8 protein-coding genes are annotated in these 12,303 nt (G+C 55.9%); 3 read left to right on the top strand and 5 right to left on the bottom strand.

Annotation, left to right across the window (positions count from 1 at the left end; translation table 11 throughout):
• Positions 1-22: 22 nt before the first annotated feature.
• The 4 genes from F1728_RS16165 to F1728_RS16150 are packed head-to-tail and all read right to left on the bottom strand — an operon-like array spanning position 23 to position 4,751.
• Entirely contained in the window at positions 23-1,717 is a 1,695-nt protein-coding gene (locus tag F1728_RS16165; protein WP_155364991.1) for a hypothetical protein, read from the bottom strand.
• A gap of 57 nt (positions 1,718-1,774) precedes the next feature.
• Positions 1,775-3,442, bottom strand: coding sequence for a hypothetical protein (locus tag F1728_RS16160; RefSeq protein WP_155364990.1), 1,668 nt, complete (start codon positions 3,440-3,442; stop codon positions 1,775-1,777).
• Positions 3,443-3,447: 5 nt separating this feature from the next.
• Positions 3,448-4,353, bottom strand: coding sequence for an ABC transporter ATP-binding protein (locus tag F1728_RS16155; protein WP_145443120.1), 906 nt, complete (start codon positions 4,351-4,353; stop codon positions 3,448-3,450).
• The gene (locus F1728_RS16150; protein WP_145192695.1) at positions 4,350-4,751 is read right to left on the bottom strand and encodes a GntR family transcriptional regulator; all 402 of its coding nucleotides are present in this window, start codon (positions 4,749-4,751) and stop codon (positions 4,350-4,352) included. The genes F1728_RS16155 and F1728_RS16150 overlap by 4 nt, the downstream gene beginning before the upstream one ends.
• 181 nt (positions 4,752-4,932) lie before the next feature.
• Between F1728_RS16150 and F1728_RS16145 the strand changes: the two genes are divergently transcribed.
• Together F1728_RS16145 and F1728_RS16140 are read left to right on the top strand one after the other, a co-directional pair.
• Positions 4,933-6,402: a sulfatase gene (locus F1728_RS16145; RefSeq protein ID WP_155364989.1), complete on the top strand. Its 1,470-nt coding sequence runs from the start codon at positions 4,933-4,935 to the stop codon at positions 6,400-6,402.
• A 137-nt stretch (positions 6,403-6,539) separates the two neighbouring features.
• Positions 6,540-6,950, top strand: a complete 411-nt coding sequence (locus F1728_RS16140) for a glyoxalase superfamily protein (RefSeq protein WP_155364988.1) — start codon at positions 6,540-6,542, stop codon at positions 6,948-6,950.
• A gap of 1,577 nt (positions 6,951-8,527) precedes the next feature.
• On the opposite strand, the gene F1728_RS16135 is transcribed toward F1728_RS16140, so the two are convergent.
• A complete protein-coding gene (locus F1728_RS16135; protein WP_155364987.1) occupies positions 8,528-9,904 on the bottom strand; it encodes a DUF1501 domain-containing protein in 1,377 nt (458 codons plus the stop codon).
• A 616-nt stretch (positions 9,905-10,520) separates the two neighbouring features.
• Here F1728_RS16135 and ilvB point away from each other — a divergent pair.
• Entirely contained in the window at positions 10,521-12,302 is a 1,782-nt protein-coding gene (gene ilvB, locus F1728_RS16130) for a biosynthetic-type acetolactate synthase large subunit (protein ID WP_145443124.1), read from the top strand.
• The last annotated feature ends 1 nt before the right edge of the window (position 12,303 follow it).

Here is a 12,303-nt window from a genome sequence, read left to right as displayed (position 1 = left end):
TAATTGCTTATTGTCCCTGAGCTTACCGGTGGCGGTTCCAGCGAAGGGCCAGCGGAATCGTGGCGATCGGTGCCAGCAGCAGTGCCAGCACAGCCGAGTACAGGAAAAAGAAAAACCACTGCGGCCGGCCCTGATACAAGGAAGCAGTCTGCAGAATCCCCACCACGATCGTCGTGACTCCCAGCGCGAACAGCAGGCCGCAGCAGAGAGTTTTGCGTTTTGAAATCAATCCCTGATACAGGGCACCGGTGTAGGCGATCAGGGTGCCTCCCATGATCAACGCATACACGAGCATTAACATGGCGACGACAATAAACCGCGACAGCATGAAATCGCGGAAGATCGTTTCGAGCAGATTAATTGTGACGATATAAAAGATGAGTCCGCCGAACACGACGCCGATGGAAGTGTTGATGAACCAGGTGCGTCCCGTCCAGAGCACAGAGACCGCATTCCCGGCGAGCAGCCAGAACCCGGAAAACGCCAGCAGTATCTGCGCCAGATATTCTTTTTCGTTAATAAGCAGTCGGCCGAGCTGTTTCGCAAGGACTGGTCCCCAGAGCAGCGAGTTGATCGTCAGGCTGAGCAGCAGCGCACCGAAGATAATCGCCAGCGTGCAGAGACAGGTTTTGATCAGATTGCGAAACAGTCGTCGGATCAGTTCGGTATCTTTCAAAGGCGCGATCGCCAGGTAGCGTCGCATCTCCGCGCGTCCCGGGTTACAGATGCCATCCCCCAGCATGAAGGCGACAAGGATGGACGAGATCAGACTGGTCATCAGCGTGATCATCAGGCAACCCTGGGCGGCGTCCAGGATATCTGCGGGATCCATACGATGCTGCGCACCGATGGCCAGCGTGACCCCCAGCTCCATGCAGCCGAACAGAAGTCCGGTGAAGATGACGGCCCGATGACAGGAATCCCGCCAGTGGAGTTTCGCGAGTGTATCGCTGCGTGAAAGGGGGACCAGCGGCTGATCGGGAATTGCCCCGGTCAACAGTGCGTTCCACAAGAGCAGCATGCGTTCCCACGCAGGGCTGGGAACAGCGATCCCCGCACGGTACAAGGCGAAGGACCGCGTGCCCTGATACCAGGCTGTAATGCAGACGATTTGCAGCGTGACGAATTCGCCCAGCGAGACCCGGCTCCAGGGAATCAGTTTTGCGTGGAAGCCTGCTGGATAGTAGCGGCTGATGAACCAGTAAAACATGCCCACAATCACCGCGGCTCCCACTCCCAGGTGGGTAAAGCTGGGGGCGTGCATCATCCAGAACAGGCAGTGTCCAACCAGGATCAACGAGACGATAAACAGTAAGGGGCCGAGCAGCGGCCAGTAGTCGGACAGCCAGTGTTCGTCAAAAAACAGCATGCGATAGGCACCGCTGGTCAGCAGTTGTAACAGCACGACCAGTCCGACCATCGTGAACATCATCCAGCTGGCGATGGCTTTCGAGCTGACGGGGAGCGTGAGACAGAGCTTCTGGCAGCCCGACTGTGCATGCAGGCAGACACCGAGGAAGCCGACCCAGGAGAGCCCGAGATAGGCGAAGTGGTAGCCTGTGAGATCATGCTCCATGTATTCCAGGTTCAGTCCCTGCATCCGCGTGAGCAGCACGAATGCCAAAGGGCCCAGGATCAGGGTACCGACCGCAAGCAGCGCCCCAAACCAGGCCCGTTTACAGAACTGTTTCGTCGTTACATACAAGGCGGTTGTCATCACCACACCTCAGATTTCAAGTTACGAAAACACAACTACAATTTAGAGCAGCCCACATCACCGATGCCGATTCCACGAGACCGCTAGGGGGATCGTCGCGAATGGGAGTACGGTGAAGATCATTAAGGCGGAAAATAAAACGCGGTCAATCAACAGATCGGTTTTCCAGAAGTTCCAGAACGTGATGCTGATCACCGGGTAGAATAAGACTGAGAGCCAGATGGTCTTTCTGCCGATCAAGTCAGAGCGATACGCGTGCAGAAAGGCGAGGACTGCTAACCCACAGAGCAGGCAGGCATTCAACAGCAACAGAGGCGCCCGGAAGCCAGGTAGAAATTCACTTATCGTGAGAGACAGAATCAGGAGAGCAGGAAGTGAGAACAGGATCCTCCAGCCAACGCAGGGGCGAGGGAACCAGCAGAATGCAGTGAAATTCATTATCGTCGAGAAGTAAAATAACAGCATGATGCCGATCTGATAAATCGCAGCCGTAAACAGCTGATGCTCGACCAGAAACTGCCAGTCTGAACTGATCACACCCTGCCCGTGTATGAGGGCATACAGGAGATAACTCCCTCCCAGACCGATTGCAACAATCGCCAGCAGCATCAGCATCCCGGACTTGAGAATGTTCTGCATCAACGCTGCCGCAAGTTCCCGATCAGACAGAGGGACAGTAGCCCAATAGTCCTTCATCTGCCGATTCCCTTTGGGGCTGAGAGAGGTCCCGGGGTTGAACATCAGCGTGGCAACGGCAATCTGCAGGGACAGGCCGGTCAGGAACAACGCAGGCAGATAGGTAAAGGGTCCCAGAAATTCATCGGGGTCTGACCAGATGAGAAAGGCAGCCAGATTGCAGCAGAATGTCACCCCGGCCAGGCCGAATCCGATGAGCACACTACTACGACAGGAGTCCCGCCAGTGCGTCTCCTTCAGTGTGGCGATCGCGGTTTGCGTATGGGGATCATTTTCTCTCTCAGAGCTTGCCCCCACCGCCAGTGTTTTCCACCCTTGTTTCATACGTTCCCAGGTGGGACTGGGAAGTGCCGTACCGGAACGGATCTGTGCGAAGGCAACGGTTCCCAGGTACCAGGCGCCCAGCGAGACGCCAAGCATGGCCGCCCCTTCTCCCGGAGTCACCCGAGCCCAGGGAACGACCTCTCCGCTGAATCCATGGGGATAAAACCGGGAAACGAACCAGACCAGCATCCCGGCGATGAAGCTGACAGAGGCACCTAATCGCGTCAGACTGGGAGCCTGCAGCAACCAGAAAACAGCATACCCGACCAGTGTGAGCGTCACGAGAAACAACAGGGTTCCCGTGAGCGGCCAGTAATCGGACAGCCAGTTCTGGTCGAAGAAGAGCAGGCGGTAAAAACCATTCGTTGCCAGTTGCATTGAGAGAAAGAGCGTCACCACGGTGAACATCATTCCGCTGGCGATGGTACGAGAGGGGATGGGTAGCCTGAGAAAATACTTCTGGAAGCCTGTCGTCACGCCAACAGAAACACCCAGAAAAGCGAGGCTGGACTGGAACATATAATAGCCGAAGAGGAAGCCAAATTCGAAGACACCGGCGTTACCACAGCCCCCCGGGGCCGCCATCATTTCCTGTACTTTTAAAATCACGTAGGGGCCCAGCACGAACAAGGCCACGCAAAACAGCGCCAGTGGCCAGGCACGCTTCCAGATGAGTCGAGTTGTCATGACAAAGGCTGATGACATTACACTCAGTCCTTAAACGAACTCCGGGCGGCTGATTTCATGCGGGCTACGAAGATTTCTTCCAGGGTGGGTGCCGTCTGGGCCAGGATTTCGGCGTCCAGGTCTTTTAAGGCGGCTTCCAGTTCCTGCCGCTGGCCGTTGCAGATGATGTCCCATTCCTTGCCGGAACCGGTCCAGGTCAAGGCGCCCGTCAGTTGCGGGAAGAAGGGCTGCGGCTCGGCGAAGCTGACCGTCAGTCGATAATGCGAGACCAGGACTTCATCCAGCGGGCTGGTGAGCAGCAGCTGGCCCTGGTCGAGAATGGCGACCTGATCCGAAACGCGCTGCACTTCGTCCAGCAGGTGCGAAGAAAACAATACGGTGCGACCTTCATCGACGACCGTGCGGATGATGGCGTCCAGGATGTCTTTGCGAACCAGAGGATCGAGGCCCGACGATGGTTCGTCCAGCACCAGCAGCGGAGGACGATGAGCGAGCGCCAGCAGAAGCCCGGCGCGGGCCAGCTGACCACGGGAAAGCGTGGAAACTTTCTGTGTCATTGTGAGTTCGAACATCATCCGCAGCTCTTCGGCGTAGACCGGATCCCACTTGGGATAAAAGGCCCGCGTGAATTCAAACAGTTCGCGAATCGTCATCCAGGGGGGCAGGTCGCGGGTTTCCGAGAGATGTCCGATGCGACTCAACACGCCCGGCGGATCGGCGACCGGATCGAGACCGAAGACCCGTACGGTGCCGGACTGCGGTTTGAGGAAGCCGAGAATGTGTTTCAACAGTGTGGTTTTGCCGGCGCCGTTCTCGCCCACGAGACCGAAGACGGCTCCTTCGGGAACGGAGAGACAGACGTTGGCCAGGGCCTGCTTCTTACCGAAGCGGCGGCTCAGATTTTCGATTTCAATGACATGCGTGCTCATGGTTCGACCTCTTGGGGGTGTGCATCAAACTTACGGCTGCGCTCCCGCAGCAGCTTCAGCAGGGTCTCTTCATCCACGCCCAGCTGACGCGATTCGGTCAGCAGGGCATCCATGCGTTCGTTGAGAATACGGCGTTTTTCTTTACTCGAGAGGGGAGAAACGCCACTGGAAATGTAAACGCCGGAACCGCGTCGGGAGATCACAACTCCTTCGGCTTCCAGCTCACGATAGGCGCGGGCCACGGTATTGGGAGTGATCGTCAACTGTTGTGCGAGCCCGCGCACCGAAGGGAGTTGATCGTGCGGCTGCAAACGCCCCGAGGCCACCAGGAATTTGACCTGGTTTACCACCTGCTGGTAATACGGGGTGCCGTCCGCTTCTGAGAGTTGAATCTGCATTGTTTCACTCCTGAGTACTGTATCAACACAGTAATACAGTTAAAATCAAATGTCAATCACTTTTTCAGAAATACGGACGAACTGCCGGGCGCGGCGATCCAGTGTTGCATCCCCCCTGATGAGTCTGCAGAATAAAGGAGCGTAACCTTTTCTCCCTGCATCTCTTATAGAAAGTTGTTCCATGCATATTTCAGGCAGACGCCCTCGACTGCTGGTGCTCGCGCTGTTGCTGCTCCTCTGCCCTGTTGTGTCCCCCTCGCTGTTCGCCGCCGACAAACCGAACGTGCTGTTCATCGCCGCTGACGACCTGCGGTGCGACCTGGCCTGCTACGGTCATCCGCTGGTGAAGACGCCGAACCTCGACAGGCTGGCGAGCCGGGGCGTTTTGTTCAAACAGGCGTACTGCCAGCAGGCGTTATGCAATCCTTCGCGAGCCTCCCTGATGACGGGCCGCCGACCGGACAGCCTGGAAATCTGGAATCTGCCGAAACACTTTCGCGAAGCCGATCCGAAGATCGTCGCACTGCCCCAGCTGTTTAAACAGAACGGCTATTTCACGCAGAACATCGGCAAGGTGTATCACAACTGGCGCCAGAAAATCGAAGGCGATCCCGCTTCCTGGAGTGTGCCTGCCGTTTTGCATTACGCGCGTCACGATGACGATCAGCCGCAGCTCAATAATAACCGAGAGCTGCCGATGAATCTCGCGACTGCACCGCGGACCGAGCGACGGGACGTTCCCGACTCGGCGTACTTCGACGGACGGATTGGTGACCTCGCGGTGAAAGCACTGAAAGGCTTCGAACAGAAACAGCAGCCGTTCTTTCTGGCGGTCGGGTTCTGGAAACCGCATCTGCCTTTCAATCCTCCCAAAAAATACTGGGACCTCTACAAAGAGAGTCCCGTGAAACCGGCCCGCAATTCCAAGCCTCCTCAAAACGTTCCCCAGATCGCTTTACACGACAGCCGCGAACTGATGCGGGCCGCGAAAGGGGAACTGACGCGGGAGCAGATCATTGAGATCCGGTCCGGCTACCTGGCGGGAATCAGTTTTCTCGACGCGCAGGTGGGTAAGATGCTGGATGAACTGGATCGTTCAGGGTTGAGTGACAATACGATTATCGTTTTCTGGTCCGACCATGGTTTTCACCTGGGCGAACATGGACTGTGGTGTAAGACCTCGAACTTCGAAAACGATGCGCGTGTGCCGCTGCTGATTTCGGTGCCGCACATGCAGACGGCGGGCGAGTCTTCCGATGCACTGGTGGAACTGCTTGACATGTATCCCACGTTGGTCGAGCTTTGTCACCTGCCTGCTCCCGAGAAGCTGGAAGGCAAGAGCCTGGTGCCGGTGCTGGAAGATCCTGAAAAGACCGTGAAGCCGGCTGCTTACACACAGCACCCACGCCCCGCCTATTACAAAAAGCAACCCGAGAACATGGGTGTATCGGTGCGTACGCCCCGCTATCGTTACACCGAATGGCGTGATTTCAAATCGGGTAAAGTGATCGCACGGGAGCTGTATGATCACGACAGCGATCCGGAGGAGAACACGAACATCATCGATCACCCGTCGGATCAGGGGGAGTTTGAAAAAGCAGTGCAGTTGCTGGAGGTGCAGTTCCCGCGGAAAGCGGATGGGAAGGATTGAGTGCTATTTTACCTGAGCGGCGAGGCGCTAGCCGCCGGTAACTCGGAACGTTATCAACCCTGCTACCGATGGCTAGCGTCATTCCGCTCAGTTGATTTGTGCGTCTAAATCACATACGCCGATTGAGGTAACTTATCATGAGTCACTCAAAGACAGAATCTGAGTACGGCTTCGAGATCAGGTCTTCGATTCCGGTGTTGCGGATGTTTGATGAAGTGAAAGCGAAGGCATTCTACATCGATTATCTGGGCTTCGAGGTGGACTGGGAGTCGCGGTTCTCTCCGACAGCACCGCTGTATCTGCAGATCCATCTGGGTGAATCCATCCTGCATCTCAACGGACATGCGCTGGCAGATGCACCGACTACTGAGGTGAATATTCCCGTTCTGGGATTACAGAAATTTTGTGACTACCTGATCTCTAAGCAAGCGGATTATCCGAAGCCGATCCCCGTGGATCCACGCCACCAGGGGAGGAACACGGATCTGAATCTCTATGATCCGTTCGGCAACCTGCTGGTGTTCTGTTCTCAGAGGACAGAAGGATGAAGGGGCTCGAGTGGTGCTGTTGGTTTTTCCACGGGTTTTATGAGCGGAATGGCGCTTGCCACCGGTAGCTGGGTTGACGGCAGATAGATTTACCGGCAGCTAGCGCTTTGCCGCTCAGGGTTGGGGGGCGTGATCTGATTTCCCTTGGACGTTGAAGCTGGTGGTATGTCGCCAGGCGGGCGAACACATGGGTTTGCCCCTACAACTCACGGGTTGGGGGCCTGGTTATTAATTGATTGGTTGTTCTGCGACCTCCTGTTGCCTGCGGCAATCACGGATTGCATCCGCGACCACCCTGTTTTTATGTGAGCAGGGAGGAGTTCGTCAGCGGTAACGCGGAACATTATCAACCATGCGGCCTGTGCCCATTGAGTTCTGTTTACCGGTTCGCGATATTCAGCTAGGGGTGGTCGTTTCGTTTTCTTAGAATGGACCGTTTGTCTTTTGGGCTGGAATCATACAGACGCCGTTTCACGAAACGGAAGCGCTGACTTCCCAGGGACGCAACACTTACCGTTTCCTGCTCGCTGCACTCGGCCCGAATTTTATTCGGGCTCACCCTGTTTTTTTAGTGAGCGGAATGGCGCTAGCCACCGGTAACTGGGTTGACGGTAGATCGATTTACCGGCAGCTAGCGACTTGCCGCTCAGGATTGGTGGGCGTGATTTGATTTCCCTTGGGTGTTGAAGCTGGTGGGATGTCGTCAGGCGGGCAGGCACATGGGTTCGCTCCTACGACTCTCGGGTTGGGGGACTGGTTATTAATTGATTGATTGTTCTGTAACCTCCTGTTGCCGGTGGCAATCACGGATTGCATCCGCGACCACCCGTTTTTTTAGTGAGCGGAATGGCGCTAGCCACCGGTAGCTGGGTTGACGGCAGATAAATTTACCGGCGGCTGGCGCCTTGCCGCTCAGGGTTGGTGAGTGTGACCTGATTCCCCTTGGATGTTGAATCAGGTGGCGGGTCGCCAGGTGGTATCTGTTGCGTAATATATTTACTCGGAAGATTGTCATGATACGCACTCATTTTATGAAACGGGACGAAGGGGGCAGGACAGAATTTTGTCCTGGTGTGCCCAGATTTTGTCCTGGTCTGTCCCGAATTCTGTCCTGGTCTGGCCGGGTTTTGTCCTGGTGTGTCATGCACAGATTGCAGGGAACACCGCGAACATGTTTGTCTTGTTCCAGTGGAGATCAGCTGAAAAGCAGGTGTGGCTGGCTCACTGTTTTTCCAGAAACCGTACCCGGTTCAACGTCTTCGCGCGCGAGCCAGATGGGAACAAGATACGTTTCGGCGGAGGGCGATCAAGGGGAGTTCGTTCAGGTGGGAGTGGAGGACGTTCAGTGGGGAGATCTGCAGGTGTGGATTGCTGTGGCCCCCGATCGATACAGGAGGTGGATAAGTGATGACGACAATCGAAGTGTTACACCGTCAGTTTCCTGCTCGCGTTGGACGGCCCGAATTTTATTCGGGCCCATCCATTTACCGGTGGCTAGCGCCATTCCGCTTAAGGTAGGTAGACTGACGAGGGGATGCGCCGCTTTCACCGCTGGTGATGGTCGTCCTCTCAACAGGTCAGCTGAGTTCGGGGATGGGGGATCCTTTGGGAAGGATGGGCATGGGACGGCCGCTGTGATCGAGGAAGGCGTGGTGGTGGTCGATGCCCAGGAAACGATACATGGTCGCGAGCAGATCGTTGGGATCGAGCTTGTTGTCTTTGGCGTAGGCACCGTTGGCGGTGGTCGAACCGATGACCTGTCCCATTTTCATGCCACCGCCGGAGACGAGGACCGACATGGCGCCGGGCCAGTGATCGCGGCCGGGCTGCATGATTTTGGAACGGGTTCCCTTCTGAGGATTGATGCGGGGGGTGCGACCGAACTCGCCGGACACGATGACCATCACTTTTTCATCCAGCCCGCGATCGTAGATATCTTCCACCAGCGCGGAGACGGCACGGTCGAAAATGGGGAGGCGACCACGGAGGTCGTCGTAGAGGTGACCGTTAACAGCGTGAATATCCCAGTTGCCGGCACAACCCTGGACGCCGGGGTTCTGCATCTGCATGGTGACGAAGCTGCAACCCGCTTCGACCAGACGGCGGGCCAGCAGGGCGCGCTGTCCCCATTTGTGACGTCCGTATTTTTCGCGGGTGGCGTCGCTCTCCTGCGACATATCAAACGCGTTGCGGGCCTTGTCGCTGGTGAGCATGTTCAAGGCTTTGCTGTTGAACTTGTCGATCGAAGCGAGCGAACCGTTCTGATCGATATCGCGGCGCATCTGGTCGAAGGAGGTCAGCAACGTCATACGATCATCGAGACGTTCTTTGAGCTTATCGTCCATCGTGATGTTGGGGACCTGGAAGTTGTCCAGGTTCGGATCGGCGCCCACGACGAAGGGGAGGGCAGCCTCGCCCAGGTAGGCGCTGCCGCCACCATAGACGCGGGGTTGATTCCCGATGTAGTTGGGCAGACCGTTATTCACATGTTCGCGCATGCGGGAGACGATGGGACCGATGGTCGGAAACTGCGAGATGGGATCAAGGGGCCGCAGCGGATCGCGGCCGGAGAGGAACCGCCCTGCTCCGCCGGCGTGGTTGGCAAAACCGTGGGAGATCGATCGGATTACGGTAAAGCGATCCGCGACTTTCGCGTGCAGGGGAAGATGCTCGCAGATATCCATACCCGGCACATTGGTGTGAATCGGATTGAACTCCCCCCGGTATTCCACCGGAGCGTTAGGCTTGAGGTCATAGGTTTCCATATGGCTGGGTCCGCCCTGCAGCCAGATGAGAATCACCGAGGTATCGGGGGTCGACTTATGGGGTGCTGCACTGGCGGCGCGGAGGCGCAACAGGTCAGCCAGACTCAATCCGCCGAGTGTCAGGAATCCGGCCTGGAGAAAAGAACGTCGAGACTGGAGCGCCTGAAGCGGTGTCGCGGGACGGTTCATTGTGATTACCTCGGCTGGCTGTGTTGGTGGGAAATTCAGGTGTCTGACTCAAGGTCTCTGCTGCAGAGTCCACATTCACGGTGGTCGGGCAGCAGCAGAGATTCACTTAAACACCTGCTTATATATCGTACCAAAATGAATCCACTGTTCCAAACTTTTCCCAGCCGGAATGGGACTGATCTGCGATTTCGTCGTTCAATTGGACGTAAATCAATGAAATTTATTAACTTATAGCCATCCATATTTTGGAGACTTTTGATTTTCTCTGTCGGGATCGCGTGGAAGTGGTCAGGAGCGACTTAACCTGAATAATCGAAACAGGTTTTGTAACCCGTTAGCAGAGGCTGATTAATGCGAATGTCTCTGGACGAAAATCGGATTCTGAGCAGGAAATGACTCGTTATTGTCCCCCGGAGTAGATAGAATTGAGAACGAAATCAGTCTTTGATTTTCCCAAACCGAACATCAGGCGTACGAGGTGCGTCTACAGGTTTGTCTGTTATGGTGACAGCGAACGCTGATCGAGCAGGTTCCCCGACTGAAACCGACGGGGGATCTGAGATCAGTCAGATAGAATTTCAGAGTTTTAAAGATCATCGAAAAGAAGGGTGAAACAGTGGCCACTGCCAACGAAAAAGAGACGAAAACGACTACCATCAATGGCGCTGAGATTCTGGTTCAGGCATTGGTGCGGCAGGGCGTCAAGACGATCTTCGCCTACCCCGGCGGTTGCAGCATGCCTCTGCATCAGGCTTTGATGAAATACAAAGACGACATCCGCACCCTGCTGCCCCGTCACGAACAGGGTGGTGGTTTCGCAGCCCAGGGGATTGCCCGTACAACGGGTGAAGTGGGCGTCTGTATGGCGACCAGTGGTCCGGGTGCAACCAACCTGGTAACGGCCCTGGCGGATGCCAAGCTGGACAGTATTCCGATGGTGGCGATTACCGGTCAGGTACCGCAGGCTGTCATCGGTAGCGACGCGTTCCAGGAAACGCCGATGGTTGAAATTTCCCGCGCCATCACCAAACACACCTACATGGTTACCGACGTGAAAGACGTTGCCCGCATCGTGAAGGAAGCCTTCTTCATTGCGAACACCGGCCGTCCGGGTCCCGTGCTGATCGACTTCCCCAAAGACTGTCAGCTGGCCACACTCGATGCCGAGCCGGATTACGATCCCGAAACCTATCTGCCCGGTTATCGTCCCGAGTTGCGGAAAGCGGCTCCCGAACAGATCAAACAGATTCTGGCAGCGATCAAGCGTTCCAAGAAACCTATTTTATACGTCGGTGGCGGTGCCATCATTTCCGACGCTTCTGAAGAACTCGTGAAGTTCGCCCGTAAGACCAACATTCCCGTAACCACGACCGTAATGGGACTGGGCGTATTCCCCGGTGACGATCCCCTGAGTCTGGACATGCTGGGGATGCACGGCACCGTGTATGCGAACTATGCCGTCAACGAAGCCGACCTGCTGCTGGCATTCGGCGTGCGGTTTGACGACCGCGTGACTGGTAAGCTCGAAGAGTTCGCCAAGCATGGTAAGATTGTGCACGTGGACATCGACCCGTCTGAGCTGCAGAAAAACAAGGAAGCGCACATTCCAATCAATGCGGATCTGAAACACGTTCTGGCTGCATTGAACGAAGCGATTACCGACGATGACCTGCCCCAGGTTGATAACTGGCTGGCCCAGGTCAAAGAATGGAAAGAAAAGTACCCGCTCAAGTATCCCGAGTTGGGTGATGTGATGTCGCAGCAGTATGCGATTCACGAACTCTGGCAGCAGACCAAAGACAAAGATCCTTACATCACCGTAGGCGTTGGTCAGCACCAGATGTGGGCTGCCCAGTTCTACAAGTTCAACAAGCCCCGTCACTGGCTCAGCAGTTCCGGACTGGGAACGATGGGCTTCGGTCTGCCCGCAGCGATGGGCGTTCAGGCCCAGTTCCCTGATTCGCTGGTGGTTGACATTGATGGCGACGGTTCGATGCTGATGAATGTCCAGGAAATGGCAACACTCCACACTGAAAATCTGCCGGTGAAAATCCTGCTGTTGAACAACCAGCACCTGGGCATGGTGGTGCAGTGGGAAGACCGCTTCATGGAAGGTCGTCGTGCTCATACTTACCTGGGTCCCGTGCACCATCCTGAATGGGAGGGCAAAGGTTCCGGTGATCATGGGGAAGTCACATATCCCGACTTCGTTTCGATCGCAAAAGGTTTCGGCCTGAAAGCGAAACAGGTTCGCTCCAAAGCCGAGTACCCGGCTGCCCTGGCGGAGATGCTGGCTTCAGACGAGCCTTATCTGCTGGACGTGATCTGTACTTATCAGGAACACGTGCTGCCGATGATTCCCAGCGGTGGAACCGTGAACGACATCATCACTGAGTAAT

The sequence above is a fragment of the Gimesia benthica genome (assembly GCF_009720525.1).
Taxonomy (GTDB): domain Bacteria; phylum Planctomycetota; class Planctomycetia; order Planctomycetales; family Planctomycetaceae; genus Gimesia; species Gimesia benthica.
The sequence above is the reverse complement of the archived record's forward strand: the minus strand, read 5'-3'. Positions and strand labels throughout refer to the sequence as shown.

Excerpts from the sequence above, each read along its gene's own strand:
- F1728_RS16145 (WP_155364989.1), top strand. The coding sequence starts at position 4,933 with ATGCATATTTCAGGCAGACGCCCTCGACTGCTGGTGCTCGCGCTGTTG.
- F1728_RS16135 (WP_155364987.1), bottom strand. The coding sequence starts at position 9,904 with ATGAACCGTCCCGCGACACCGCTTCAGGCGCTCCAGTCTCGACGTTCT.
- F1728_RS16155 (WP_145443120.1), bottom strand. The coding sequence starts at position 4,353 with ATGAGCACGCATGTCATTGAAATCGAAAATCTGAGCCGCCGCTTCGGT.
- F1728_RS16140 (WP_155364988.1), top strand. The coding sequence starts at position 6,540 with ATGAGTCACTCAAAGACAGAATCTGAGTACGGCTTCGAGATCAGGTCT.
- F1728_RS16165 (WP_155364991.1), bottom strand. The coding sequence starts at position 1,717 with ATGACAACCGCCTTGTATGTAACGACGAAACAGTTCTGTAAACGGGCC.
- F1728_RS16150 (WP_145192695.1), bottom strand. The coding sequence starts at position 4,751 with ATGCAGATTCAACTCTCAGAAGCGGACGGCACCCCGTATTACCAGCAG.
- F1728_RS16160 (WP_155364990.1), bottom strand. The coding sequence starts at position 3,442 with ATGTCATCAGCCTTTGTCATGACAACTCGACTCATCTGGAAGCGTGCC.